Source organism: Xanthomonas sp. NCPPB 1638 (assembly GCF_041475635.2).
GTDB classification, from domain to species: Bacteria; Pseudomonadota; Gammaproteobacteria; order Xanthomonadales; family Xanthomonadaceae; genus Xanthomonas; species Xanthomonas cucurbitae.
Genome location: NZ_CM192984.1, coordinates 1,696,776 through 1,721,623, shown reverse-complemented (window position 1 = coordinate 1,721,623; position 24,848 = coordinate 1,696,776). Strand labels below are relative to the sequence as shown.

The window sequence follows — 24,848 nt, the reverse complement described above, 5'->3', positions numbered from 1 at the left end:
CTGGAAGACCCAATGACCCGAGGCAAGCGCATCTACGTGCTGGACACCAACGTGCTGATGCACGATCCCACCGCGCTGTTCAAGTTCGAGGAGCACGATGTCTTCCTGCCGATGCAGGTGATCGAGGAGCTAGACAACGCCAAGAAGGGCACTTCCGAAGTCAGCCGCAACGCGCGCCAGGTCAGCCGCTTCCTGGATGAGCTGCTGGAGAACACCAACGCCGAGCAGATCCAGGCCGGCATCGTGCTGCGCCACCCGCAGGGCATCCAGCTCAAGGGCCAGGCCGCGATCGGCCGGCTGTACTTCCAGATCCACCCGATCGACCCGGGCCGCACCTTCGGCGCGATGCTGCCGGACAACAAGATCCTGGCCTCGGTGCTGGCGCTGCGCGAAGAAAATCCGGAGGTGCCGGTCATCCTGGTGTCCAAGGACATCAACCTGCGCATCAAGGCCTACATCAGCGGCCTGGTCGCCGAGGACTACCAGAACGACCGCGCGCTGGACGATTTCAGCCTGCTGTTCACCGGTGCGATCGAACTGCCGGAAGATTTCTGGCAGAAGCACAACCAGGAACTGCGCAGTTGGAACGAGCGCGGCCGCACCCACTACGAAATCGTGCCGACCGCCGACGAGGACTGGTACCCCAACCAGTACCTGTACCTGCCAGGCGAGGACGAGGTGGAACTGCGCGTGGCGCGGGTCGGCGGCGGCAAGGCCACGCTGTGCCTGGTCGATGACTTCCGCACCGCCCAGCACGCGGTCTGGGGCATCGCGGCGCGTAACCGCGAGCAGAATTTCGCGCTCAACGCCTTGATGGACCCGGAGATCGACTTCGTCACCCTGCTCGGCACCGCCGGTACCGGCAAGACGCTGCTCGCGCTCGCTGCCGGCCTGGCCCAGACGATGGACCAGCAGCGCTACCGCGAGATCATCATGACCCGCGCCACCGTCAGCGTGGGCGAGGACATCGGCTTTTTGCCCGGCACCGAAGAAGAGAAGATGACCCCATGGATGGGCGCGCTGACCGACAACCTGGAAGTGCTCACGCATAACCAAGAAGGCGGCTCGTGGGGCCGCGCGGCCACCAACGACCTGCTCGCCAGCCGCATCAAGATCCGCTCGATGAACTTCATGCGCGGGCGCACCTTCCTGTCGCGCTATCTGATCCTGGACGAGGCACAGAACCTCACCCCGAAGCAGATGAAGACGCTCATCACCCGCGCCGGCCCCGGCACCAAGATCGTGTGCCTGGGCAACGTCGAGCAGATCGACACGCCCTACCTCACCGAAACCACCTCGGGCCTGACCTACGCGGTAGACCGCTTCAAGGCCTGGCCGCACAGCGCGCACATCACCTTGCGCCGTGGCGAGCGCTCGCGCCTGGCCGACTTCGCCTCGGAGGTATTGTGATGCGCAGCCTGCACGGCGCGCTGGCGCTTGCGGTGATCGCACTGGCCGGCTGCGCCACCACGCAGCAGCCGTCCAGCGTGCCGACCAACCTCAAGAGCGGGCAGTCGTGGATCATCAGCCGGCAGGGCATCGCCGAGCAGGTGCTGGACACCTGCTCGCGCGACAGCCCCGCCCGCCAACCCGGGCGCATCAGCGGCTATTGGGCCCCCACCCAGCAGCAGGTCGAATTGCTGGAGTCGCGCCAGGATGCGCTGACCCCGGCCATCGCCGAACCGCGCGAATACGACCGCCAGTATGTCGGCGTGGTGATCCAGGGCCAGCAGCTGATCTACATCAACGCCTTCAAGCTGCCCAATGCCCCACCGGTCAGACCGGCACGCGAGGCGATCCGGGTCTGCGACGGTGGCAGCGCGTTCTGGGGCGCGCTGTACGACCCGCAGACCGGGGCATTTTCGGAAATCGCTATCAACGGCAGCCCCTGAGGCAACCCTGCTTCACGCCAGCGGGCGCACGCGCTGCATCCGCTTCTGCACAGCCGCCGCCCGGGCAGTGCAGAATCGGCGCATGACCACGCCCAGCACGCTGTCCGCATTGACCATCGCCGGCTCCGATTCCGGCGGTGGTGCCGGTATCCAGGCCGACCTGAAGACCTTCGCCGCCCATCGCGTGCATGGCCTGTCTGCCATCGCGGCGCTGACTGCGCAAAATACCCGTGCGGTGACGGCGGTGCACATCCCGCCGATCACGTTTCTTCGGGCGCAGGTAGAGGCCTGTTTCGACGACTTCCAGATCCAGGCAGTCAAGTTGGGCATGCTGGCCAATGCCGAGGTCATCCACTGCGTGGCCGACCTGCTCCAAGCGCATCGTCCCCCGTTCGTGGTGCTGGACCCGGTCATGGTGTCCACCAGCGGCGCGCGCCTGCTCGAAGACGCCGCGCTGGACGCGCTACGCCGCCGCCTGCTGCCGCTGGCAACGCTGGTTACGCCCAATACGCCCGAAGCCGAGCTGCTCACCGGCCGCCGCATCGACGATGCCGATGCGGCCGAGCATGCCACCGCGGCCCTGCTCGACCTCGGCGCGCAGGCGGTGTTGCTCAAGGGTGGCCATCTGCATGAAGGCGCGCGCGTGGTCGATCGCTTCGACGACGGCGTCACCCAGGACGTGTTCCTGCACCCGCGCCTGCAGGTGGACGCGCACGGCACCGGCTGCAGCCTGTCGGCGGCGATCGCCGCGCAACTGTGCCAGGGCCTGTCGCTGCTCAATGCCTGCGAAGCGAGTATCGACTACGTGGCGCGCGCCATCCGCCATGGCCAGCGCCCAGGCCGTGGCCAGGTGCTGGTGCTCGACCACTTCGGTGCGGCGCCCGGCGCATGAACCTACACCGCGATACCTTGACTGCCAACGCAGCCGATGGACACGCCTGGCAAGTGATTCGCTGCGCGCCCGTGCAGCCGGTCGCCTCGCTGCTGTGGCTGCCGGCACTGGGCGTGGCGGCACGGCATTACCTGCCATTGGCAACAGCGCTGGCGTCCGCCGGCATCGCGGTGTATCTGCACGAATGGCGCGGCAACGGCAGCAGCACGCTGCGCCCATCGCGCCAGCATGACTGGGGCTTTCGCAGCTTGCTGGCCGACGATATTCCGGCCAGCCATGCACTGATGGCGCGGCACGCTCCGCAGCGGCCCCACCTCGTCGGCGGTCACAGCCTGGGCGGACAACTGGCCTGCTGCCACGCCGCCTTGCAGCCGGCGCGCATCGCGCGGTTGTGGCTGGTCGCCAGCGGCTCGCCGTACTGGCGAGAGTTTCCGCGCCCCATGCGGTACGGGCTACCGTTGGCCTATCGCCTCCTGCCCTGGCTGGCGCGCGCGTGCAGGGCGTGCTGCACGGTCGCTCGCTGCGCTTTGCCGGCACCGAGGCACGCAGCCTGATTAGCGACTGGGCTCGGGTCGGTCGCAGCAATCGCTATCGCGCCGCCGGCACCGCCTGGGACCTGGAACGCGCGCTGGGCGCGCTCAGCGTGCCGATCACGGCGGTGACCTTCGCCCGCGACCACTTCGGCCCGCCCGCAGCGTTGCAGACATTGCTGCGCAAGATGCCGCACGCACCAGTCGATGTGCAGCCGCTGGACGATGCGCAACTGGGCGTGCGCAGCGATCATTTCGCCTGGATGAAAACCCCTGACGCCGTGGCTGCGGTGCTGAAACGCACGCATTGCGCCACAGTCGATGACACTGGAATTTCACAAAGGGATTGACGGCCCGTGCGTGCATCCGCATAATTCCGCTCCTGACGAGGCGCCCGTAGCTCAGTTGGATAGAGTACCTGGCTACGAACCAGGCGGTCGGGAGTTCGAATCTCTCCGGGCGCACCATCTTCAGAAGAAGTACAAAAAGACAGCATTGAACCGCTGTTTTTTCAGTTAAACGTCCGCTTGCACTGCATCGGATGCGCAAGACAAACACAAGATATGCGCCCGTAGCTCAGTTGGATAGAGTACCTGGCTACGAACCAGGCGGTCGGGAGTTCGAATCTCTCCGGGCGCACCAATCTTGAAGAAAACGACCAGCTTGCTGGTCTTTTTTTTGCCTGATCTCCCAGCCTGGATTGAGCGATGCCGGCAATGCGGCCGCCGATCGCGGCACCCGCGCGGATCGCATCACGGTCAGCCGTTGATCGCCACACCTCTCTCATGCAGGCGCGCGCCGGCCCTCATACCGTTGCACCTCGCACGTCCACGCCTGCAGCCGCCACTAGCGGCAGCAACGACGTTACCGGATAACCGGCGGCGTGCCACGCATCCAACCCACCCCGCAATGGCCGCACATCGCGATAACCCCGCGCGCGCAGGCGCCCGGCCAGCCATGCGGCGGAGACTTCGCCCGGGCACGCGCAATAGATCACGACCGCACGTTCGCGCGGCACGTTGGCGAGGATGTGCGCAAGCTGTCGTTCGTCGGCAAACACGGCACCCAGAATCGTATAGGGCTGCAGATCGCGATAGCCGGGCGCACGAATGTCCAGCACCGTGGGGCGCTGCTGCTCATCGCCGTCCAGCAACGGCAGCAGTTCGTCCACCGCGATGCGCGCCTGCTCCAGCGACCGCAGCAAGGCATGCCGCCGCCACCAGCGCCAGCCGACATAGCCGGCCAGCAGCGCCACCAGCACCACCACCGCACCGGACCCCAGTTCGGACAGGAATGCCAGCACGTCCTGCACCTGATCGGCGAACACCGCTCCCAGGCCCAGGCCGGCCAGCGCCCACAGCGCAGCACCCAACGCGTCGTAGCGCAGGAAGGCCGCCAACCGCACCTGGCTGGCACCGGCCATCGGCACCGACACCATCGACAGGCCGGGCACGAACTTGGCCACCGCCAGCACGCGCACGCCCCAGCGCGAAAAAAACCGCTCGGTCTGCTTCATGCAGGTATCGCGCGACAGCGACAGGCGGCACAGCGACCGCAAGGTGCGGTTGCCGAAGCGGCGGCCGGCCAGATACCAGGCCAGGTCGCCCAGCAGGCTGGCCAGCACCGCCACGCCCCACGCCGCCAGACCGGCCAGCCAGGCATCGCTGCCGCCCGCCAGCGCGTAGCCTGCGCCCACCAGCACCAGCGTCGGCAATGCCGGCACCGGCAGCCCGAGCGACAACGCCAGCACGTTGGCGAACACCAGCGCCAATCCGTACTGTTCGATCAAGCCTTGCATGCGGGGATCCTGCGCGACGGCAAGCCGGCATTATCCGCGCTCGCGTGGCCGCACGACTGCCCGGCGGCAACGCAACGATACGTTGCGGCCAGCGACTGCGACCAGCGCTCGAACAGCCCCTCGCTGCGCAGCGCCTGGCGCCACCAGTTCAGGGCCTCGCCCTCCTCGCCCGGCCGCCACGCCAGGTAGAAGGTTTCGTCGGCCTTGCGTGTTTCCACCGGCACCTCCTGCAAGCGGCCTTCCTGCAATGCACCGCGCGCATACAGCTCGGGCAGGAAGCCGTAGCCCACACCGGCCAGTTGCAGCAGCAGCTTGGTGTGCATGTCCGGTACGGTCAGCACATCGCGGCCGGACAGCAGGCCCACGGTGCGCGGCAACAAACGTCGTGCCGAATCGGCCACCGCGATCGCACGATGGTCGGCCAGCTCGGTCGCCCCCGGCAGGGCGGCGCCCGCCAGCGGATGAGTGCAGGCCACCGCGAACACGAACTGCACGCTGCCGATCGGCTCGGCGACATAGCCGCCGCCGCTCGGCCCCTCGCCCGCCGCCACGATCAGGTCCACCCGCCGATCCAGCAAGGCCTCCCAACTGCCGGACAGCGATTCGCTCAGCACGCGCAGCCGGGTACTGTCGGCCACGCGGTAGAACGCCAGGATTTGATCCTGCAGCAACGCCGCCGGCAGGATCGCATCCAGCCCGATCGCAAAGTCCGATTCCCAGCCCGAAGCCACCCGCCGCACCCGCACTTCCAGTTCCTGTGCCGCACGCAGCAGATGGCGGCCTTCGCGCAGCAGTTCGCGCCCGGCCTGGGTGGGGGTCGCCTTCGGCCCGAAGCGCTCGAACAGCTGCACGCCCAGGTCCTCTTCGAGCCTGGCCACCGTGTAGGAGATGGTCGATGGCACCTTGAACAACACCTTGGCGGCGGCGGCGAATGAACCACGACGGTCGATCGCATCCAGGATCTGCAGCGCTTCCAGGCTGATCTTCATTGTTCGATTTTTTCGATGATAGCAGCCAAATCTACTCGCTTTTTCTTCCTCTCGCAGAGGCAGAGACTCTCCATCAAGGCGCTGGCACACCGATCCAAAGACCGGCGCCAATTCGAATCTACCCTGGAGCAGCAGCATGTTGAATGTCCGCAAGAGTGAAACCCGTGGCCGCGCCGAGCATGGCTGGCTGTCCTCGCGCCATACCTTTTCCTTCGCCAGCTACCACGACCCGCGCCACATGGGCATCGGCCCGCTGCGGGTCATCAACGAGGACAAGGTGCAGCCGGGTGAAGGCTTCGGCACCCACGGCCATCGCGACATGGAGATCATTTCCTACGTCCTGGGCGGGGCGCTGGAACACAAGGACAGCATGGGCACTGGGTCAGTCCTGCACTACGGCGATGTGCAGCGCATGAGCGCCGGCAGCGGCGTCACCCACAGCGAGTTCAATCATTCGGCCAGCGAGCCGGTGCATTTCCTGCAGATCTGGGTGATGCCCGAACGCGCCGGGATCGAGCCGAGCTACGAAGAGAAGCACTTCGATGCCGACAGCAAGCGCAACCAGCTGCGCCTGATCGCCTCGCCGGGCGGTGAGAACGGCTCGCTGCGCCTGCATCAGGACGCACGCCTGTACGCCACCATCCTGGACGGCGCGGTGCGCCTGCAGCAGCCGCTGGCCGAGGGCCGCATCGGTTACGTGCAGGTGGCCCGCGGCAGCCTGAGCGTGAACGGGCAGGCGCTGTCGGCCGGCGATGCGGTACAGCTCATCGGCGAGCCGGAGATCGTGCTGGCCGATGCACGCGATGCAGAAGTGCTGGTGTTCGATCTGCCAAGGTAATTCGGCACGGGCCTGATGCGGCGCGGCGCGCCGAAGTCGCCGCAGCGGCGCAGTGCGCGGTCAGGCAGCCTGCGCACTGGCGCGCCGCAGGAGGGCGGCGTCCTGCGGCGTAGATTCCTCGGCGTCGCCATTGACCAGTTCGAACAACGCATCGGCGTCGGCCTCCAGCACGCGTGCCGAGCGCGCCAGGTCGTCGACCATCTGCGCCTGGTCGCGCGCCTGCACGCCGATCGATTGCAATGCCGCATTGGCGGTGGAGATACCCTGCGCCTGCTCGCGGCTGGCACTGGCGATCTGCTCGACGGTGGCGGTGACACGCAGCACCGAACCCACCATGTCCTGCATCACCACGCCGGCCTGTTCGGCCAGGCGCGAGCCATCGCCGACCTGATCGGTCGCATTGTCGATCAACGCGCGGATCTCCCGCGCCGACACGCTGCAGCGCTGCGCCAGATTGCGCACTTCGGTGGCCACCACCGCGAATCCGCGCCCCTGCTCGCCGGCACGCGCCGCTTCCACCGCTGCATTCAATGCCAACAAATTGGTCTGGAAGGCAATGCCATCGATGACCTCGATGATCTGGCCGATCCGATCTGTCGCAGAACGAATCCCGGCCGTGGTCTCGACCACCTTGGCGATGACCTCCGCACCACGACGTGCCACCGCCGCCGATTCCTCGGCCATCTGCCGCGCCGAACCCGCACTCTCGGAATTGGCCTGTACCGTGACGGCCAGCTGATCGATCGTGCCCGCGGTCTGCGCCACTGCCAGGGACTGGCTGGACGCGCGGCTGACCAGCTCCTGGTTGCTGACGGAAATGTGGTGCGACTCGCGCTGCACGTTCTGCGCGATGCCCAGGGTCTGCCGCACCAGGTCGTGCATGCGCTCGGCCGAACGCACCTGGTCGGTGACATCGGTGGCGTACTTGACCACCTTGTACGGGCGGCCGGACACATCCAGGATCGGGTTGTAGGAGGCCTGGATCCACACCGCACTGCCATCCTTGCGCAATCGGCAATAACGCCCCGCATCGAACTGGCCGCGCGCCAGCTTGGCCCAGAAATGGCGGTAATCCTCCGATGCGCGGTAGGCCGCATCGACGAACATCCCGTGATGCCGGCCGATGGCCTCCTCCGGCGTATAGCCCAGGATCGCCAGGAAATTGGCGTTGGCGCCCAATACGTGGCCCTCCAGATCGAACTCGATCACCCCCATCACCTTGTCGATGGCCTGGATGCGGCCATCCGCATCGGCCGAATCGACCACCTGGCGGGTCACATCGGTGGCGTACTTGACCACCTTGTACGGGCGCCCATGCGCGTCCAGCACCGGGTTGTAGGACGCCTGGATCCACACTTCACGCCCATCCTTGCCGATGCGCCTGTAGCGACCGGCGTTGAATGTGCCGCGCCCAAGCGACTCCCAGAACGCACGATAGGGAGCGGACTGGCGCGTAGCGGCATCCACGAACATGCCGTGATGCTTGCCGCGAATCTCATCGAGCCGGTATCCCATCACCTGCAGGAAATTCTGGTTGGCATCGAGCACCGTGCCATCGAGCGAGAACTCGATGACCGCCATCACCTTGTCGATCGCATCGATCCGCCCTTCGAAATCGACGGTCTGACGCACCTGCTGGGTAATGTCGGTGGCGTACTTCACCACCCGATACGCCTTGCCGGCACGATCGAGCAACGGGTTGTAGGAGGCATTGATCCACACCTCGCGTCCATGCTTGTCCAGTCGACAGAAACGCCCGGCATTGAAGTCGCCGCGACGCAACGCCTCCCAGAACTGGCGATAACTCTCGCTATCGCGGTCGCTGGCGGTGACGAACATGCGGTGATGCTGGCCGACCACTTCGTCACGCCGATAGCCCATCAGCGACAGGAAGTTCTGGTTCACCTCCAGGATGCGGCCATCCAGATCGAACTCGATCACGGCCATCACCCGGTCCACCGCGTTGGCCTTGTGCTGCAGCCCACGGTTCCCGAACGAGAACAAGCGCCTCAATAGCGGCAATCGATACATCACGTCGAATCCGGGATTTAGTCCACAGTATTAGCGGCGCACTGATGCCGGACTTGATCTGCGCGCGGACCGTCAGACCCACCCGCGCAATGGCCGTGAGCGATCGGGCGCCTGGCCTGCGCTGCAAGATGGCCCGCGCACTCACCGCCCCCGGTCCTTCATCATCCGGATCACTGACCACCCTTTGCCGCAGCCGCCCCGTCACCACCGACCGATTAAACAAAAACGCCTGCAAATCAGCGATTTGCAGGCGTCTGGAACACTGGCGGAGCGAGAGGGATTCGAACCCTCGATAGAGCTTTTGACCCTATACTCCCTTAGCAGGGGAGCCCCTTCAGCCACTCGGGCATCGCTCCAGTTTTTTCGTCCTGCCGCACTGTCTGTGGCAGGCCGCGAAGAATACCGGGTAAGAGGGGCTAACGTAAACCCTTTATGACGATCAATTCGAAGAATCGTCGCCGTGATGCGCGCCGGAGGCCACCGGCTCGTCTCCACGCTGGATGCGCTGATAGATTTCTTCGCGATGCACAGCCACATCCTTGGGTGCGGTAATGCCAATACGCACCTGATTACCCTTGACGCCGAGCACAGTGACGGTGACCGAGTCGCCGATCATCAAGGTTTCGCCTACCCGGCGAGTGAGGATCAACATTTTGCAAATCTCCTGGAACTGGTGGGCTTCCCACCAGCATCGACGGTCTCCTGAGTGAGACGCGCCCTAGGTAAAGGGAATAGACGATAAATGGTAGCGGCACATCCCGCTGACCATCAAGGCATAGCAGGACAAGTGTTCAGCCCAAGTGTTGCTTGACCCAGGAGGTCACACCGTCGAGTGCGGTCGCAAGAGCGGGACCGTCCTCGCCACCACCCTGGGCGAGATCCGGACGGCCGCCGCCCTTGCCTCCGATCTGACTGGCGATATGGCCAAGCAGTTCCCCCGCCTTCACCTTGCCGGTTGGCTTGCCGTTCACTCCGGCCACCAACGCGACCTTGCCGGCCGATGCACCAGCCAGCACGATCACCGAGTCGCCCAATTGCTGCTTCAGGCGATCCATCGCCTCGCGCAAGGCCTTCGCATCGAAGCCTTCCAGACGCACGGCGACGACCTTCACCCCGGCAACATCCACGGCGCTCGCGCCCAGATCTGCGGTCGCACCGGATGCCAGCTTGGCCTTCAATGCGTCCAGCTCACGCTCCAGGCGCTTCTGACGTTCGGTCAGCACGCGCACCTTGTCGACCACTTCGCCGGCATTGCCACCCAGCAGGCCGGCCGCCTCGGACAAGCGTCGCTCCTGGTCGGCAACATGATCCAGCGCGCCCTGCCCGGTCACCGCCTCGATGCGACGCACGCCCGAGGACACACCGCCTTCGGAGGTGATCTTGAACAGGCCGATGTCGCCGGTGCGGCTCACATGGGTGCCGCCACACAGCTCGGTGGAATAGCCGCCCATCTTCAGCACCCGCACGCGCTCGCCGTACTTCTCGCCGAACAGCGCCATCGCGCCGAAATCCAGCGCTTCCTGCATGGCCATGTTGTGCACTTCGACGGCATGGTTGGCGCGCACCTCGGCGTTGACCTTGCGCTCGATCACCGCCAGTTCGTCGGCGGTGATCGGCTGGAAATGCGAGAAGTCGAAACGCAGCCGGTCCGGCGCCACCAGCGAGCCCTTCTGCTGCACATGCGTGCCCAGCACCTCGCGCAACGCGGCATGCAGCAGGTGCGTGGCCGAGTGGTTGAGGATGGTCTTGCCGCGGCGCTGCACATCGATGCCGCCCGCCAGCACGTCGCCCAGCGCGAGCGCACCCTCGGTGATGCGCCCTACGTGTCCGTGGAACTGGCCGGCGAACTTCTGGGTGTCGGTGATGTCGATCGATACGTGGGTGTTGCTCAACTGCCCGCTGTCGCCGACCTGACCGCCGGATTCGGCGTAGAACGGCGTGCGATCGGTGAACACCATGACCTCCTCGCCGGCCTCCGCACGCTCGACCGGGCGGCCCTGCTTGAGCAGGGCGACGACCTTGAGGGTATCGGCGTCGTGCGCCTCATAGCCCAGGAACACGGTCGGCGACATGGTGGCGACCAGGTCGGCCGGCAACGCAACGCCACCGCCGAACTTGCCGGCGGCACGCGCGGTCTCGCGCTGGCGCTCCATGGAGAACTCGAAGCCCTCCATGTCCACCCGCATGCCGCGCTCGCGCGCGATATCGGCCGTCAGATCGACCGGGAACCCGTAGGTGTCGTAGAGACGGAACGCGTCCGCCCCCGGAATGACGTCCTGCGACCGCGCCGCCACGTCGTCGAAGATCTTCATGCCGGCGTCCAGCGTCTCGGCAAAGCGCTCCTCTTCGGCCAACAAGGCGCGGGCGACGGTATCCCTGGCCACCACCAGCTCGGGATAGGCCTCGCCCATCAGCTCGACCAGGGTGGGCACCATCTTGCTGAAGAACGACTGGCGCACGCCCAGCATCCAGCCATGCCGCAGCGCACGCCGGATGATCCGGCGCAGCACGTAGCCGCGCCCTTCGTTGGAGGGCAACACGCCGTCGACGATCAGGAACGAACAGGCGCGGATGTGATCGGCGATGACCCGCAGCGACTTGTTTTCCAGATCGCTGACACCGGTCAGCGCGCTGGCCTTGCCGATCAGCGCCTGGAACACGTCGATTTCGTAGTTGGTGTGGACGTGCTGCAGGATTGCAGCCAACCGTTCCAGACCCATGCCGGTGTCCACGCAGGGGGCCGGCAGGGGCACCAGGGTGCCATCCGGCTGGCGGTCGAACTGCATGAAGACCAGGTTCCAGATCTCGATGTAACGATCGCCGTCTTCGTCCGGCGAACCCGGCGGGCCACCGGCGATATGGTCGCCATGGTCGAAGAAGATCTCGGTGCAGGGGCCGCAGGGGCCGGTATCGGCCATCTGCCAGAAGTTGTCCGAGGCGTAAGGGGCGCCCTTGTTGTCGCCGATGCGTACGATGCGGCTCTCGGGAATGCCGATCATGTCGCGCCACAGTGCGAAAGCTTCTTCGTCGGTGTGATAGACGGTGACCAGCAGGCGCTCGGCCGGCAGTTTCCAGACCTGGGTCAACAGTTCCCAGGCCCAGGCGATGGCATCCTTCTTGAAGTAATCGCCGAACGACCAGTTGCCCAGCATCTCGAAGAAGGTATGGTGACGCGCGGTATAGCCCACCGAATCCAGGTCGTTGTGCTTGCCGCCGGCACGCAGGCAGCGCTGCACGTCTGCGGCGCGCACGTAACTGCGCTTCTCTGCGCCAAGAAAGACGTCCTTGAACTGGACCATGCCGGAATTGGTGAACAGCAGGGTCGGGTCATTGCCCGGCACCAGCGGTGCGGATGGCACGATGGTGTGGCCCTTGCCCTCGAAAAACGCAAGGAAGTCGCGGCGGATCTGGGAAGTGCTAAATTTGGCAGGTGCGTTCATGTGCTGGCATTGGGCGGGCGGCAGTCCCGGTCACCCAATGAGATATGGGCGCAGATGAGCGGAACAACCTGAAACCACCAAGGGTAGCAGGCCTGACGCCCTCAGTCCTCAAGGTCGAAGCGCGTGGCGCTGCGAATGCTGTTGCCGTCGAAACCACGCCGGGCCAGCAGCTCGGCGGCCTTGCGCCGCTGCGGCAAATCCACCGGCCCTTGCTCGCCGAAACGGCGGCAGACCAGATCGCGCGCATTCTCGGTCCAATCGCCCTCGAAGGTGGCCATTGCGGCACTGATGGCCTCGCTGTCCAGCCCATGGGTGCCGAGTTCGGCGCGGATGTGCAGGGGGCCGTAGCCCGAACCGGCGCGGTTTCGCACCACCGAGGCGGCAAACCGGGTGTCATCCTGCCACCCCTCGCCCGCCAGGCGCTCGACGGCCGCCTGCGCGGCGTCCGGCTCGATCCCGCGCGCCAGCAACTTGCGATTCAATTCCTTGCGCGAGTGCTCGCGCCGCACCAGTAGCCCCAATGCACGTTGGACCGGCGTCTGCTCCTTGAACCGGCGGCCCCGCTTGGGGGCGGATTCTTGCTCGTCCATCGTGACGTGTCCCTCGATTGCTGCATCAATGCGCCGTCCCTGGCGCCCGCCCTCCTGGCCCTCGATAGATCTACCGCGAGAAGCAGCAGCACTGACTCCACCGTTCCCGCGATAGAAAAACTTGAAACGACATCACCAGCGAACTACGTCAGAAGGGGGGGGAAGCGGCTGAGACTGCCACGCCCCCCGGGACACCAACCCCATCACGGCACGCCGGTCGCGCCAGCCTGGCCAACGCCTTCCGGCTACCAGTGCTGCTTATTCCTTCTCGGCGTCGTCGCCTGCTTCGCGCGGCGCCTCGGCGGGCTGGAACTTCTCGCGCAGCTCCGCTTCCAGCTTGACCGCCACCTGCGGGTTATCGCGCAGGTAACCACGCGCGTTGTCCTTGCCCTGACCGATGCGCTCGTCGCCGTAGCTGTACCAGGCGCCGGCCTTGTCCACCAGCTTGGCTTCCACACCCATGTCGATCAACTCGCCCTCGCGGCTGATGCCCTCGCCGTAGAGAATTTCGGTGACCACCTGCTTGAACGGAGGCGCCAGCTTGTTCTTGACCACCTTGATCTTGGTCTGGTTGCCGATGATCTCGTCGCCCTTCTTGATCGCGCCGATGCGGCGGATGTCCAGGCGCACCGAGGCGTAGAACTTCAGGGCATTGCCGCCGGTGGTCACTTCCGGGCTCTGGCCCGGCATCATGACGCCGATCTTCATGCGCAGCTGGTTGATGAACACCACCAGCGTGTTGGAGCGCTTGATGTTGCCGGTGAGCTTACGCAGCGCCTGGCTCATCAGGCGGGCCTGCAGGCCCGGCAGCTGGTCGCCCATCTCGCCTTCGATTTCCGCCTTGGGCGTCAACGCCGCCACCGAGTCGACCACCACGATGTCGACCGAGCCCGAACGCACCAGCATGTCGGCGATTTCCAATGCCTGCTCACCGGTATCCGGCTGCGACAGCAGCAGGTCATCCACATTGACGCCCAACTTGGCGGCGTAGATCGGATCCAGCGCGTGCTCGGCATCGATGAAGGCCGCCGTGCCGCCCTTCTTCTGGCATTCGGCAATCGCCTGCAGGGTCAAGGTGGTCTTGCCCGAGGATTCAGGGCCGTAGATTTCCACTACGCGGCCCTTGGGCAGGCCGCCGATTCCCAGTGCGATGTCCAACATCAGCGAGCCGGTCGGAATGACCTCGACCGCCTCGATCACGCGGTCGCCCATGCGCATGACCGACCCCTTGCCGAATTGCTTTTCGATCTGGCTCAGTGCGGCGGAAAGGGCGCGCTTCTTGTTCTCGTCCATCTGGGTGATCCTTGTCAGTGATTTCGGTGTGGAGCCAATGTAGCGGTGGTGTATCGCAAAGGCTGAGACTGGCGGCGACACACTCAGGTTAACGATGCGGTCGGTGCCCGGGCAGCGGACAATGCGGCGATGCCGACTGGGAAAACGCCCCGCGCAGGCATCGGTACAGCCCTCAGCGATTGGGCCTCAGCAGCCCGCAATACAGGCCTTCGATGGCGAAATCCTGATCGGGCTGCACTTCGATCGGGGCGTAGTCCGGATTGCGCGGCAGCAGCCGGATCCGGTCCTTGCCGATCTTCAACAGCTTGACGGTGATCTCTTCGTCGATCCGCGCCACCACGATCTGCCCGGAGCGCGCGTCGCGGGTGCGGTGCACACCGATCAGGTCGCCGTTGAAGATGCCTTCGTCGCGCATGGAATCGCCTTGCACCTTGAGCAGGTAATCCGGCGATGGCGAAAAGAACACCCGGTCCAGCACCACGAAGTCGTCCGAACCGATGTCGGCACCGATCGGCAGGCCGGCGGCCACCCGGCCCAGCACCGGCAGCCGCAGCACATCGTCGCGGTTCGATTCGCCGCCCGCCGGTGCGCGCGGCTGCGCGCTGCCCTGGCCAGCCAGGCGGATGCCGCGTGCCTGCCCGGGCACGCGCCGGATCGCACCGGCCTGCTCCAGGGCCTCCAGGTGATACTGCGCCGCGCGCACGCCTTTGAATCCGAAGGCGCGCGCGATCTCGGTCTGTGACGGCGGAACGCCGTCGGTCTCGATGCGCTCGGCGATCAGGGCCAGGATGGCGTGTTGGGTATCGGTCAGGTCCATGGTTAGTAGTATTACTACTAACGCAGCGGCGTGCAAGCCCTGCGCACGGCAGCACGTCGTTGGCAACCGGAATGCGGCGCTAGCGCCGACTGCGCCAGATCGAAAACAGGATCCAGATGCCGCACAGCCCAGCGCCGATGAAACCGCTCACGCCCAGGCCAAGCAGCCAGCGGCTGGCGCTGCCGCCGACACTATTCATCACGATCGAGGAGCCGATCACCAGCGCGGCGGTGACGATGCCCATGGTCAATCGGTTGGCCGCGCGGTCGACCTGTTCGCCGAATTCGCGCAATGCGCGCGTTTCCACCTGCAACTGCAGCTTGCCGCGCCGCGCGGCCTGGATCAGCCGCTTGAGATCACGCGGCAGATCGCCAATCAGGTCGATCGCGCCGGTCACGGTGCGGCGGCCACGGCGCAGCATGGCGTTGGGCGCATAACGCTGCAGGACCACGCGCTCCAGATACGGCTGCGCTTCGGTGGCCATGTCGAAATCCGGATCGAGCTGACGCCCCATGCCTTCCAGCGTGAGAAAAGCCTTGATCATCAGCGCCAGATCCGACGGGAGCGGCAAGCTGTGGTCGCGCAGAATTGCGGTGACATCGCCCAGCATGGCACCGATGCGCAGTTCCTTCAGCGGCACGCCCCGGTATTGGTCGATAAACGCGCCGATGTCCTGCTGCAGGCGCGGCTCATCGATCTCGAGGCTGGCACCGGCCCATTCCAGCAGCACATCGATGACGGCTTCGGCGTCCTGGCTCACCATGCCGTGCAACAGCTGCGCAACCTGGAAGCGCCGCTGCTCGGAGACACGCCCGACCATGCCAAAGTCGATGACGGCGATGCGCCCGTCGCGCAGGTAGAAGATATTGCCCGGATGCGGATCGGCGTGGAAACACCCGTTCTGCAACACCATCTTGAGCACGATGCCGGCACCGGCGCGCGCGAGCGCCTTGCGATCCAGCCCGGCCGCGTCCACCGCCTGCAGGTCGCGTCCGGGAATGCCGTCGATGAAGTCCTGCACGTTGAGCGATTCGCAGGTCCACTGCCAATACACCGCCGGCACCACGACCTGCGGGTCGTGAGCGAAGTCGGCCGCGATGCGTTCGGCATTGCGGCACTCGGCGGCGAAATCCAGTTCGCGCCGCAGCGACACGGTGAACTGCTGCACCACCTCGGCCGGGCGGTAGCGCTTGAGATCCGGTGCGCGGGTCTCGACGATGTCGGCCAGCCGCGCCAGCAGGCGCAGATCCGCTTCGATGGTGTCGCCGATCCCGGGGCGACGGATCTTCAACACCACCGGGGTGCCGTCGGCCAGCCAGGCGCGGTGGGTCTGCGCCAGCGAGGCGGCGGCCAGCGGTTGCTCGTCGAGGCGGGCGAACACGCTATCGGGCTCGGCACCGAGCGCGGCGACCAGTTGCGGCAGGACCTGCGCGAAGGGCAAGGCCGGCACGGCATTCTGCAGTTCGCTCAGTTCGTCGATCCAGTCCGGCGGCAGCAGGTCAACGCGCGTGGCCAGCACCTGACCCAGCTTGACGAAGGTGGGGCCCAGTTCCTCCAACGCACGTCGCACGCGCATCGCGGCGGACATGCGCAGGCGGCTTTCGGCATTGCCCCACTGCAATAGCTTGCCGGCCCGCTCCAACACGTCCGCCAGCCCGATCCGGCGCACGATATCGCCGAATCCATAGCGGATCAGCACGGCGGCAATTTCCTGCAGCCGCCCCAGGTCGCGCACGGTGCCAAGTGCCTCCCACATCAGCGCACCGCCTGGCATGGCTGGACCGCACAGCGCTGCCGCAGGCCTGCCGGTGCAGGAGCGAAGCGGTGGACGCGCACGCCGCCGCACCAGGGGGGCGCGTGCGGGGGTGTCGCGCTGGACTGCTGCAGGCCCTGGGCGATTGCAGCAACGCATCGCCGCGCGAACTGCGCACTCCACCGGCACGCAGCAGGCGGGAACGGCGACGAGGAAACGATTTCGACAGCGGAGAACGCGGGCATCGGCACACAGGTCGGCAAGCAGAGCCTGGGTTGTAGCCCATCTGCCACCCGTTGTCGCGCGCCCGATGCTGCCGGCCGGCCATGCCGGGTTTGGGCAGGCCTGGCGTGCGACCGGTCGATTGCACAGGCGCTGGCGCGACGCGCGGGCCACTGGCGCAACGAGGCATGCGGCCCAGCGGCCGGCTGGCAGCAGCGTGTGATGACGATCTGGCGGACGCTATCGGTGATCGCGCACGCGCTGTAAACGACAACCGCTGGTGCGCACGCTTGCCCTATAGCAGCGCGCTCAATCCACCGAGCGCAGCCACCACGGTCTGTCGGCGCACGGCATCGCGGTCGCCATCGAACTGGCACAGCTGCGCGGTGGCATAGCCGCCCCGTCGCTTCCACCCAATCCAGACCGTGCCGACCGGCTTGCCTTCGCTGCCGCCACCCGGACCGGCGATTCCCGTCACCGCCACCGCAATGCTGCCACCGGAGCCGACCAAGGCACCGGAGACCATCTCGATGACGGTTTCCCGACTGACCGCCCCGTGGACTTCCAGGGTCTGCGGCCGCACCCGCAACAAGGCCTGCTTGGCTTCGTAGCTGTAAGCAACGATGCCGCAATCGAACCAGTCCGACGAGCCGGCAATGTCGGTCATCGCCTTGGCAATCCAGCCGCCGGTGCAGCTTTCCGCCGTCACCAGCCGTTCGCGCGCGGCACGCAACTGCGTACTCAGCGCGTGGGCAAGCTGCTGGAGATCGTGGTCGGTCGGAAACGTCATTGCGGGGTTCGGCTTGGACAGCGCCCACTTTTATCCGAATTCGCCGGCCGTGTCTTGCGCTGCAGTGCCGGTGCCCTGGCCGCGAGCAGCGCCTCAGGTCCGGGGAGGCCAGCAGCGTGGTGGTCGTGGCGCGGCGCAAGGCTCAGGGAAGGCGAGCGGCCGGCGTGGGCGAGCAACCGCACGCCCATCGCCACCCCCGTCCTCTCATGCGCCGGCACTGATGCTGGCGTGCATCAGGTTTCCCAGTCTTCGCGGCGATCGGGCAACATCGCGCGCAACGGCGCACCGTCGTCGCCCGCAGCCAGACGCTCGGCCTCGACCATCGGCAGATCGACTTCGAGCAGCCAACCGTCTTCGTCACCCTGCTCCTGGCGCACCACTTCCAGCTGATGCAACTTGGAGCGCAGGCGGCCGGCCGAGGGCGGCAGCCGCAGCTGGCCGGTCACATGGCGTAGATCCAGGCGCTGGCCGAGTGCGCGTTGCAGTTCTTCCAGCCCGCGGCCATCGCGTGCGGAAATCCACACGCGCTCGCGGCGCGCCGGATCGGGAATCCCGTCCTGCGCGTCGTGACGCACTTGCGCGCCTTCGATCCTGTCGATCTTGTTGAATACCAGCAGCTGCGGCAGCTCGCCGGCACCCACCGCATGCAGCACCTCGTCCACCTGCAGGATACGTTCTTCGCGCAGCGGGTCGGCGGCATCGACGATATGCAACAGCAGATCGGCCTCGCGTGCCTCGGACAGGGTCGAACGGAACGCGGCCACCAATTCGTGCGGCAGATCGCGCACGAAGCCGACCGTATCGGCCAGGATCGCGCTGCCACCCGGCAAGGCGATGCGCCGCACGGTAGGATCGAGGGTGGCGAACAACTGGTCGGCCGCATACGCATCGGCACCGGTCAGCGCATTGAACAACGTGGACTTGCCGGCATTGGTATAGCCAACCAGCGCGATGCGCGGCAGCTCGCTGCGCAGCCGCGCGCGGCGCATCTGGTTGCGCTGCACCTCGACCTTTTCCAGCCGCTTCTGCAACTGTTCCACCCGTTTCTGCAGCAGGCGGCGGTCGGTTTCCAGCTGGGTTTCGCCAGGGCCGCGCAGGCCGATCGCACCACCGCGCTGACGCTCAAGGTGGGTCCAGCCGCGCACCAGCCGTGTGGCCATATGCCGCAGCTGCGCCAGCTCCACCTGCAACTTGCCTTCGTGGCTGCGCGCACGTTGCGCGAAGATATCCAGGATCAGCCCGGTGCGATCGATCACGCGCCGCTCCAGATAGCGCTCCAGGTTGCGTTCCTGGCCAGGCGACAAGGTGTGGTTGACCAGCACCAGATCCGCGCCGGTGGCCTCGGCCGCCGCCTTGACCTCTTCGAGCTTGCCACTACCGATCAGGGTGGACGGGCTGGGTTTGTCGATGCGCGCGGTGAGCGTGGCCGCCACCGTGGCGCCCGCCGACCTTGCAAGGTCGGCGAACTCCTCCAGCACATCTTCTTCGGCAGGCCCACCGGCGTGGGTCTGGATCAACAACGCGTGTTCACCCTTGCGTGAGCGATCAAACACGCACTACTCCATTACTGCTCGACGTCGTCATCTTCCGCCTGATTGCCTTCATTGGATTGCACATACCCGCCACCCGGCCCCACGCGCACATTGCGCGCCGGCACGACCGTGGAGATGGCGTGCTTGTAGACCATCTGACTCACGGTGTTGCGCAGCAGGACCACGAACTGGTCGAACGACTCGATCGTGCCCTGCAGCTTGATGCCGTTGACCAGATACACAGACACCGGCACCCGCTCGCGCCGCAGCGCGTTGAGGAACGGGTCCTGTAAAGATTGCCCCTTAGCCATCGAAAAAACTCCTTCATTATTGTTCTTATTGTCCCGGTCGATACCTGCCATCCCCAGCAGGCCCCGGAAACACGATGTTACACGCCTGAAGGCGGCCGTACAGCGGGACGATGGGCGAGGAAGCCGGCAAGTGCGTCATCCAATCGATGCCGGTCATGCTGCGGGTCGAACCAGCGTGCGTCGAGTTCGCCGCGCAGCCAGGTGAGCTGGCGTTTGGCCAGTTGCCGGGTCGCCTGCACCGCCTTGTCGCGGAACTCGGCCAGGCTGCCGGCGCCGTCCAGATATTCCCAGGCCTGGCGGTAGCCCACTGCGCGCACCGCCGGCAGATCCAGCGGCGCGACCACCGCACGCATCTGCGGCAGCGCGCGCAGGCCTTCCACTTCGCCAAGGAACTCCTGCGCCAGCATCTGCTCCAGCCGCTGCGCGATCCGCGCATGCAGCACGGCCCGCTCGCGCGGGGCCAGGACCAGCTTCAGCACCCGCACCGGCAGCCGTGGCGGCGCCGGCAGGCCCTGCCAGTAGCTGATCGGCCGGCCGCTGATGCGATACACCTCCAGCGCGCGCTGGATGCGTTGCGGGTCGGTGGCATGAATGCGCGCCGCGGCGACGGGATCGATCTGCGCCAGCTGCGCGTGCAGGGCCGCCCATCCGAGCTGTTCGGCCTGCGCGGCAATCGCCGCGCGCACGGCCGGGTCGGCCTCGGGCAGTGGCGACAGGCCTTCCAGCAACGCGCGGAAGTACAACCCCGTGCCACCGGCCAGGATCGGCAGCTTGCCGCGCGCAACGATGTCGTCGATCGCACGCCGCGCATCGCTGGCGAACTCGGCGGCCGAATAGGTCTGCCAGGGATCGCGCAGGTCGATCAGATGGTGCGGCACCGCCGCGCGCATCGCCACATCCGGCTTGGCCGCACCGATATCCAGCCCGCGATAGACCAGCGCCGAATCGACGCTGACGATCTCGCCATTCCAGCGCTGCGCCGCCTCCAGCGCCAGCGCGGTCTTGCCGCTGGCGGTGGGGCCCATCAGCGCGATCGCCAGCGGGCGGCGGTCTGCTGGCATCAGTCCTCGTCCGGCCAACGGATCGTCGGCGCAGCCGGTGCCGTCACCCGTGGCACCGGGATCGCCGCGACCGCGCTCCAGACCTTCAGTGCATCCACGGTCGCGGCCACATCGTGCACACGCAACAACAGCGCGCCGTGCTGGGCGGCGATCAGATGCGCGGCCACCGAGCCATGCACCCGCTCGGCGGCCACTTCGCGCCCGGTCAACTCGCCGATGCTGCGCTTGCGCGACAGCCCGGCCAGCACCGGCAGGCCGAACTCCTGCAGGCGCTGCAACTGCGCCAGCAAGGTGAGGTTATGTGCGGTGGTCTTGTCGAAACCGAAGCCGGGGTCGAGCACCAGCCGACGTTTGTCGATGCCGGCCATTTCGGCGGCGAAGATGCGCTCGGCGAGAAACCGATGCACCTTGCCCACCACATCGTCGTAGTGCGGCGACTGCTCCATCGCATGCGGCGCGTTGCGCGCGTGCATCAACACCACCGGCACCTGCAGTTCGGCGGCGGCCTGCAACGCGCCGGGCGAACGCAGGGCGTACACATCGTTGATGACGCCGGCACCAGCCGCGACGGCCGCGCGCATGACCTCCGGCTTGAACGTATCGATGCTGATCGGCACCGTCGTCCGATGCGCCAACGCCTGGATCACCGGAATCACGCGCTGCAGTTCATCGTCCAGCGACACCGGCGCTGCCCCGGGACGGGTGGATTCGCCCCCGATATCCAGCACCGCCGCGCCCTGCTCCACCAGCCGCAGGCCGTGGGCGATGGCCGCCTCGCAGGTGGCGTGCTGGCCGCCGTCGGAGAACGAGTCGGGCGTGACATTGACGATGCCCATCACCTGCGGCGCATCCAGTCGCAGGCTGCGACCGGCGCAATCCAGCTTGAGGGCGGTGTCGAACATCGGAAGTCTCCTGAATCGGTTGGACGAGGGGGTGGACGACGCGTTTTGCTGGCGTGCGTCGCGCTGCATCGAAGGCCACAACGCATCGGGGCCAGGAATCGCTTCCTGGCCCCGACACTTGTTACATCACGCTGGTCGGCGGCAGCTTACAACTGCTCGGCCGGTCCTGCGATGGGCGGCAGCGGACGCGGGCTGCCCTTGTCGTTGTTGTTGCCACCATCCTTGTCCGACTTGCCCCAGCCTGCCGGCGGCGGCGGCTCGCGGCCTTCCATGATGGCGTCGATCTGCGGCACGTCGATAGTTTCGTACTGCAACAGCAACTGCGACATGGCGTGCAGCTTGTCCAGATTCTCGGTGAGAATGGTCTTGGTCTTGCTGTAGGCCTTGTCCAGGATCGAGCGCACTACTTCGTCGATCTTGCGCGCCGTCTCGTCGGACACGTTCTTGTGCTGGGTCACCGAACGACCCAGGAACACTTCGTCTTCCTCTTCGCCGTACGCGACCGGGCCGAGTTCGTCGGACAGGCCCCACTTGGTGACCATGTTGCGGGCCATCTTGGTGGCACGCTCGATGTCGTTCGATGCGCCGGTGGTGACCTTGTCGCCACCAAAGATCAGTTCTTCGGCGACGCGACCGCCATATAGCGAACACAGCTGCGATTCGATCGCTACGCGATTCATCGAGTAGCGGTCGCCCTCGGGCAGATACATGGTGACGCCCAACGCGCGACCGCGCGGGATGATGGTGACCTTGTAGACCGGGTCGTGCTCCGGCACCAGCCGACCGACGATGGCATGGCCGGCTTCGTGGTAGGCGGTCAGGGTCTTCTCGTCCTCGCTCATGGCCATCGAACGACGTTCGGCACCCATCAGGATCTTGTCGCGGGCACGGTCGAAGTGATCCATGCGGACCTCCTTCTCGCTGCCGCGTGCAGCAAACAACGCCGCCTCGTTACACAGGTTGGCCAGGTCCGCGCCGGAGAAGCCCGGGGTGCCGCGCGCGATGACCATGGGCACCACGTCCTCGGCCAGCGGCAGCTTGCGCATGTGCACGCGCAGGATCTGCTCGCGGCCCTTGACGTCTGGCAGGCCAACCACCACCTGGCGGTCGAAACGACCCGGGCGCAGCAGCGCCGGGTCCAACACGTCGGGACGGTTGGTGGCAGCGATCACGATCACGCCTTCACCGCCCTCGAACCCGTCCATCTCCACCAGCAACTGGTTCAGGGTCTGCTCGCGCTCGTCATGACCGCCGCCCAGGCCGGCACCACGATGACGGCCCACCGCATCGATTTCGTCGATGAAGATGATGCACGGCGCATGCTTCTTAGCCTGTTCGAACATGTCGCGCACGCGGCTGGCGCCGACGCCGACGAACATTTCCACGAAATCCGAACCGGAGATGCTGAAGAACGGCACCTTGGCCTCGCCGGCGATCGCCTTGGCGAGCAGGGTCTTGCCGGTGCCCGGCGGACCCACCATCAACACGCCGCGCGGAATCTTGCCGCCGAGCTTGGTGAATTTGGTCGGGTCGCGCAGGAAGTCAACCAGCTCGCCCACCTCTTCCTTGGCCTCGTCGCAACCGGCGACATCGGCGAAGGTGATCTTGATCTGGTCCTCGCCCTGCAATTTGGCGCGCGACTTGCCAAAGCTCATCGCCCCCTTGGCGCCGCCGCCACCGCCCTGCATCTGGCGCATGATGAACAGCCAAAAGCCGATGATGAGGATGACCGGCAGGAAATTCAGCACCAGCGACCAGAACCCGGGGCCGGTGGACGGCTTCTGCCGGGTCATTTCGATGTTCTTGCTGTACAGCACGTCGACCAGCTTGTCGTCGCGCGGACCGTAGACGGTGGCTTCGCTGCCGTCAGTGCGCTTGAAGCGGATTGCGTTGACGGCCAGGTTGGTCTCGTCGGTGTAATCCACCGATTTGACGCGTCCGGAGTCCACTTCCTTCAGGAATTGGGTGTAGGTGATCGAGTCGGCACCGACACCACCCGCCATTCGCGGCGAGAAGCTCTGGAAGACGACCATCAGCACAACCGCGACGACCACCCACAGCAGCAGATTCTTGGTCAAGTCGTTCATCCTCATTGGCTCCGGTGCCCTCTACTCTTCAATTCTTGAAACACGGTGGTCATTGGCAGCTTACTTGATCTGGACACGCTTGCCCTGACCGAGCACATAAACTTCCGGGGAGCGCTTGCGCGAGGCCGCCGGCTTGCGAATCGTCACCTTGTCATAGCGGCGGCGAAGCTCGCGAATGTAGTCGTCGGACCCCACACCCTGGAACAGCTTGATGAGGAACGCCCCACCCGGCTTGAGATGGGTGTCGGCAAATTCCATCGCCAGTTCCGCCAGGTGCATCATCCGCGGTTGGTCGACCGCATCCATGCCACTCTTATTGGGGGCCATATCCGACAGCACAAGGTCTACCGGCACATCGCCCAGCATCGCCTCGAATTGCGATAGGACGTCCTGCTCCCTGAAATCACCGTGAAGGAACTCCACGCCCGCCAGGGCCGGCATGTCCAGGATGTCCAGCGCCACCACCCGGCCGCTGTTGCCCATCGACTTGCGCACCTGTTGCGACCAGCCACCCGGCGCGGCGCCCAGGTCCACCACCACCATGCCCGGCTTGAGCAGGCGATCGCGCTGCAACAGCTCTTCCAGTTTGTAGGCCGCGCGTGAGCGCATGCCTTCGGCCTGGGCCTTCTTCACGTAAGGGTCGGCGAAGTGTTCCTTGAGCCAGCGCTGGCTGCTTTTACTGCGGGAAGGCATTGGCAAAGGGGTCCGAACGGGCCGCCATGATACCCTGAACACCCTTTGCTGCCTTTCGATCCTGCATGTCCATTGTTCTCACCTCCGCCCAGAACCGTTTCCTGCGCGGCCAGGCCCACGACCTCAAGGCCCTGCTGCAGACCGGCGGCAAGGGGGTCACGCCGGCATTCCTGGCCGAACTCGAGGACGTGCTCGAGCGCCACGAACTGGTCAAGGTGAAGGTGGCTTCCGAGGACCGTGAGACCCGCGATGCATTGATCGCCGAACTGGTCGAGCAGACCGGCAGTGCCCTGGTGCAGCGGATCGGCCATGTTGCCATCCTGTACCGCCCCAGCAAGGAAAAGCGCCAGATCGTGCTGCCGCGCGGCTGAACCTGCGAGTGCCTTC

Annotated in this window: 21 protein-coding genes, 3 tRNA genes and 1 pseudogene; 8 read left to right on the top strand and 17 right to left on the bottom strand. The window is 66.0% G+C overall.

Going from position 1 to position 24,848, the window contains the following annotated elements:
* Positions 1 to 12: 12 nt before the first annotated feature.
* The 6 genes and pseudogenes from ACCQ13_RS07540 (at position 13) to ACCQ13_RS07515 (ending at position 3,956) form a co-directional block, all read left to right on the top strand.
* The gene (locus ACCQ13_RS07540; protein WP_159406933.1) at positions 13 to 1,410 is read left to right on the top strand and encodes a PhoH family protein; all 1,398 of its coding nucleotides are present in this window, start codon (positions 13 to 15) and stop codon (positions 1,408 to 1,410) included.
* Positions 1,410 to 1,892, top strand: coding sequence for a hypothetical protein (locus ACCQ13_RS07535; RefSeq protein WP_159406932.1), 483 nt, complete (start codon positions 1,410 to 1,412; stop codon positions 1,890 to 1,892). Before ACCQ13_RS07540 ends, ACCQ13_RS07535 begins: the two co-directional genes overlap by 1 nt.
* An 82-nt stretch (positions 1,893 to 1,974) precedes the next feature.
* Positions 1,975 to 2,784 carry a bifunctional hydroxymethylpyrimidine kinase/phosphomethylpyrimidine kinase gene (gene thiD / locus ACCQ13_RS07530; protein ID WP_167526862.1) on the top strand — a complete coding sequence of 270 codons (810 nt, stop codon included), beginning with the start codon at positions 1,975 to 1,977 and terminating at the stop codon, positions 2,782 to 2,784.
* A pseudogene (locus tag ACCQ13_RS07525) lies at positions 2,781 to 3,664 on the top strand (alpha/beta hydrolase family protein). The gene thiD and the pseudogene ACCQ13_RS07525 overlap by 4 nt, the downstream one beginning before the upstream one ends.
* A gap of 40 nt (positions 3,665 to 3,704) precedes the next feature.
* A tRNA-Arg gene (locus ACCQ13_RS07520) sits at positions 3,705 to 3,781 on the top strand.
* Between the two features lie 98 nt (positions 3,782 to 3,879).
* Positions 3,880 to 3,956, top strand: a tRNA-Arg gene (locus tag ACCQ13_RS07515).
* 163 nt (positions 3,957 to 4,119) lie between these two features.
* On the opposite strand, the gene ACCQ13_RS07510 is transcribed toward ACCQ13_RS07515, so the two are convergent.
* Positions 4,120 to 5,112 carry a DedA family protein/thiosulfate sulfurtransferase GlpE gene (locus ACCQ13_RS07510; protein ID WP_159406930.1) on the bottom strand — a complete coding sequence of 331 codons (993 nt, stop codon included), beginning with the start codon at positions 5,110 to 5,112 and terminating at the stop codon, positions 4,120 to 4,122.
* Positions 5,100 to 6,101, bottom strand: coding sequence for a LysR family transcriptional regulator (locus ACCQ13_RS07505; RefSeq protein WP_223214418.1), 1,002 nt, complete (start codon positions 6,099 to 6,101; stop codon positions 5,100 to 5,102). The genes ACCQ13_RS07510 and ACCQ13_RS07505 overlap by 13 nt, the downstream gene beginning before the upstream one ends.
* A 136-nt stretch (positions 6,102 to 6,237) precedes the next feature.
* Between ACCQ13_RS07505 and ACCQ13_RS07500 the strand changes: the two genes are divergently transcribed.
* Positions 6,238 to 6,939, top strand: a complete 702-nt coding sequence (locus tag ACCQ13_RS07500) for a pirin family protein (RefSeq protein WP_159406929.1) — start codon at positions 6,238 to 6,240, stop codon at positions 6,937 to 6,939.
* A gap of 60 nt (positions 6,940 to 6,999) precedes the next feature.
* On the opposite strand, the gene ACCQ13_RS07495 is transcribed toward ACCQ13_RS07500, so the two are convergent.
* From ACCQ13_RS07495 to rlmE, 15 genes are all read right to left on the bottom strand, one after another.
* The gene (locus ACCQ13_RS07495) at positions 7,000 to 8,943 is read right to left on the bottom strand and encodes a methyl-accepting chemotaxis protein (RefSeq protein WP_159407948.1); all 1,944 of its coding nucleotides are present in this window, start codon (positions 8,941 to 8,943) and stop codon (positions 7,000 to 7,002) included.
* Between the two features lie 290 nt (positions 8,944 to 9,233).
* Positions 9,234 to 9,326, bottom strand: a tRNA-Ser gene (locus ACCQ13_RS07490).
* An 83-nt stretch (positions 9,327 to 9,409) separates the two neighbouring features.
* Complete coding sequence (csrA, locus tag ACCQ13_RS07485; protein ID WP_003481884.1) at positions 9,410 to 9,622, bottom strand: carbon storage regulator CsrA; 213 nt, start codon at positions 9,620 to 9,622, stop codon at positions 9,410 to 9,412.
* A 139-nt stretch (positions 9,623 to 9,761) separates the two neighbouring features.
* Positions 9,762 to 12,410, bottom strand: coding sequence for an alanine--tRNA ligase (gene alaS / locus ACCQ13_RS07480; protein WP_159406928.1), 2,649 nt, complete (start codon positions 12,408 to 12,410; stop codon positions 9,762 to 9,764).
* Positions 12,411 to 12,511: 101 nt separating this feature from the next.
* Positions 12,512 to 13,000 (bottom strand): recombination regulator RecX, encoded by a 489-nt coding sequence (gene recX / locus ACCQ13_RS07475; RefSeq protein ID WP_104601630.1) that lies wholly within the window; start codon positions 12,998 to 13,000, stop codon positions 12,512 to 12,514.
* Positions 13,001 to 13,258: 258 nt separating this feature from the next.
* Positions 13,259 to 14,293 carry a recombinase RecA gene (recA, locus tag ACCQ13_RS07470; RefSeq protein ID WP_104601631.1) on the bottom strand — a complete coding sequence of 345 codons (1,035 nt, stop codon included), beginning with the start codon at positions 14,291 to 14,293 and terminating at the stop codon, positions 13,259 to 13,261.
* Between the two features lie 172 nt (positions 14,294 to 14,465).
* Positions 14,466 to 15,110 carry a transcriptional repressor LexA gene (gene lexA, locus ACCQ13_RS07465; protein ID WP_104601632.1) on the bottom strand — a complete coding sequence of 215 codons (645 nt, stop codon included), beginning with the start codon at positions 15,108 to 15,110 and terminating at the stop codon, positions 14,466 to 14,468.
* Positions 15,111 to 15,189: 79 nt separating this feature from the next.
* The gene (ubiB, locus tag ACCQ13_RS07460) at positions 15,190 to 16,866 is read right to left on the bottom strand and encodes a 2-polyprenylphenol 6-hydroxylase (protein WP_159406927.1); all 1,677 of its coding nucleotides are present in this window, start codon (positions 16,864 to 16,866) and stop codon (positions 15,190 to 15,192) included.
* 514 nt (positions 16,867 to 17,380) lie between these two features.
* On the bottom strand, positions 17,381 to 17,875 hold the full coding sequence (locus ACCQ13_RS07455; RefSeq protein WP_104601633.1) for a CinA family protein: 495 nt from the start codon (positions 17,873 to 17,875) through the stop codon (positions 17,381 to 17,383).
* Between the two features lie 233 nt (positions 17,876 to 18,108).
* Positions 18,109 to 19,428, bottom strand: coding sequence for a ribosome rescue GTPase HflX (gene hflX / locus ACCQ13_RS07450; protein ID WP_104601634.1), 1,320 nt, complete (start codon positions 19,426 to 19,428; stop codon positions 18,109 to 18,111).
* Positions 19,429 to 19,439: 11 nt separating this feature from the next.
* Positions 19,440 to 19,718: an RNA chaperone Hfq gene (hfq, locus tag ACCQ13_RS07445; RefSeq protein WP_005915027.1), complete on the bottom strand. Its 279-nt coding sequence runs from the start codon at positions 19,716 to 19,718 to the stop codon at positions 19,440 to 19,442.
* A 77-nt stretch (positions 19,719 to 19,795) separates the two neighbouring features.
* On the bottom strand, positions 19,796 to 20,779 hold the full coding sequence (gene miaA, locus ACCQ13_RS07440) for a tRNA (adenosine(37)-N6)-dimethylallyltransferase MiaA (protein ID WP_159406926.1): 984 nt from the start codon (positions 20,777 to 20,779) through the stop codon (positions 19,796 to 19,798).
* Positions 20,779 to 21,681 carry a dihydropteroate synthase gene (folP, locus tag ACCQ13_RS07435; RefSeq protein WP_159406925.1) on the bottom strand — a complete coding sequence of 301 codons (903 nt, stop codon included), beginning with the start codon at positions 21,679 to 21,681 and terminating at the stop codon, positions 20,779 to 20,781. Before folP ends, miaA begins: the two co-directional genes overlap by 1 nt.
* A 146-nt stretch (positions 21,682 to 21,827) precedes the next feature.
* Positions 21,828 to 23,768: an ATP-dependent zinc metalloprotease FtsH gene (gene ftsH, locus ACCQ13_RS07430; protein ID WP_014089977.1), complete on the bottom strand. Its 1,941-nt coding sequence runs from the start codon at positions 23,766 to 23,768 to the stop codon at positions 21,828 to 21,830.
* A 60-nt stretch (positions 23,769 to 23,828) separates the two neighbouring features.
* Positions 23,829 to 24,461, bottom strand: coding sequence for a 23S rRNA (uridine(2552)-2'-O)-methyltransferase RlmE (rlmE, locus tag ACCQ13_RS07425; RefSeq protein ID WP_104601637.1), 633 nt, complete (start codon positions 24,459 to 24,461; stop codon positions 23,829 to 23,831).
* Between the two features lie 65 nt (positions 24,462 to 24,526).
* Here rlmE and yhbY point away from each other — a divergent pair, with 65 nt between their 5' ends.
* Positions 24,527 to 24,832 carry a ribosome assembly RNA-binding protein YhbY gene (gene yhbY / locus ACCQ13_RS07420; protein WP_104601638.1) on the top strand — a complete coding sequence of 102 codons (306 nt, stop codon included), beginning with the start codon at positions 24,527 to 24,529 and terminating at the stop codon, positions 24,830 to 24,832.
* Positions 24,833 to 24,848 lie beyond the last annotated feature (16 nt).

Bases quoted from the DNA above. Each gene is read 5' to 3' on its own strand.
- ACCQ13_RS07540 (WP_159406933.1), top strand. From the start codon at position 13: ATGACCCGAGGCAAGCGCATCTACGTGCTGGACACCAACGTGCTGATG.
- ACCQ13_RS07535 (WP_159406932.1), top strand. From the start codon at position 1,410: ATGCGCAGCCTGCACGGCGCGCTGGCGCTTGCGGTGATCGCACTGGCC.
- thiD (WP_167526862.1), top strand. From the start codon at position 1,975: ATGACCACGCCCAGCACGCTGTCCGCATTGACCATCGCCGGCTCCGAT.
- ACCQ13_RS07510 (WP_159406930.1), bottom strand. From the start codon at position 5,112: ATGCAAGGCTTGATCGAACAGTACGGATTGGCGCTGGTGTTCGCCAAC.
- ACCQ13_RS07505 (WP_223214418.1), bottom strand. From the start codon at position 6,101: ATGAAGATCAGCCTGGAAGCGCTGCAGATCCTGGATGCGATCGACCGT.
- ACCQ13_RS07500 (WP_159406929.1), top strand. From the start codon at position 6,238: ATGTTGAATGTCCGCAAGAGTGAAACCCGTGGCCGCGCCGAGCATGGC.
- csrA (WP_003481884.1), bottom strand. From the start codon at position 9,622: ATGTTGATCCTCACTCGCCGGGTAGGCGAAACCTTGATGATCGGCGAC.
- alaS (WP_159406928.1), bottom strand. From the start codon at position 12,410: ATGAACGCACCTGCCAAATTTAGCACTTCCCAGATCCGCCGCGACTTC.
- recX (WP_104601630.1), bottom strand. From the start codon at position 13,000: ATGGACGAGCAAGAATCCGCCCCCAAGCGGGGCCGCCGGTTCAAGGAG.
- recA (WP_104601631.1), bottom strand. From the start codon at position 14,293: ATGGACGAGAACAAGAAGCGCGCCCTTTCCGCCGCACTGAGCCAGATC.
- lexA (WP_104601632.1), bottom strand. From the start codon at position 15,110: ATGGACCTGACCGATACCCAACACGCCATCCTGGCCCTGATCGCCGAG.
- ubiB (WP_159406927.1), bottom strand. From the start codon at position 16,866: ATGTGGGAGGCACTTGGCACCGTGCGCGACCTGGGGCGGCTGCAGGAA.
- ACCQ13_RS07455 (WP_104601633.1), bottom strand. From the start codon at position 17,875: ATGACGTTTCCGACCGACCACGATCTCCAGCAGCTTGCCCACGCGCTG.
- hfq (WP_005915027.1), bottom strand. From the start codon at position 19,718: ATGGCTAAGGGGCAATCTTTACAGGACCCGTTCCTCAACGCGCTGCGG.
- miaA (WP_159406926.1), bottom strand. From the start codon at position 20,779: ATGCCAGCAGACCGCCGCCCGCTGGCGATCGCGCTGATGGGCCCCACC.
- folP (WP_159406925.1), bottom strand. From the start codon at position 21,681: ATGTTCGACACCGCCCTCAAGCTGGATTGCGCCGGTCGCAGCCTGCGA.
- ftsH (WP_014089977.1), bottom strand. From the start codon at position 23,768: ATGAACGACTTGACCAAGAATCTGCTGCTGTGGGTGGTCGTCGCGGTT.
- rlmE (WP_104601637.1), bottom strand. From the start codon at position 24,461: ATGCCTTCCCGCAGTAAAAGCAGCCAGCGCTGGCTCAAGGAACACTTC.
- yhbY (WP_104601638.1), top strand. From the start codon at position 24,527: ATGTCCATTGTTCTCACCTCCGCCCAGAACCGTTTCCTGCGCGGCCAG.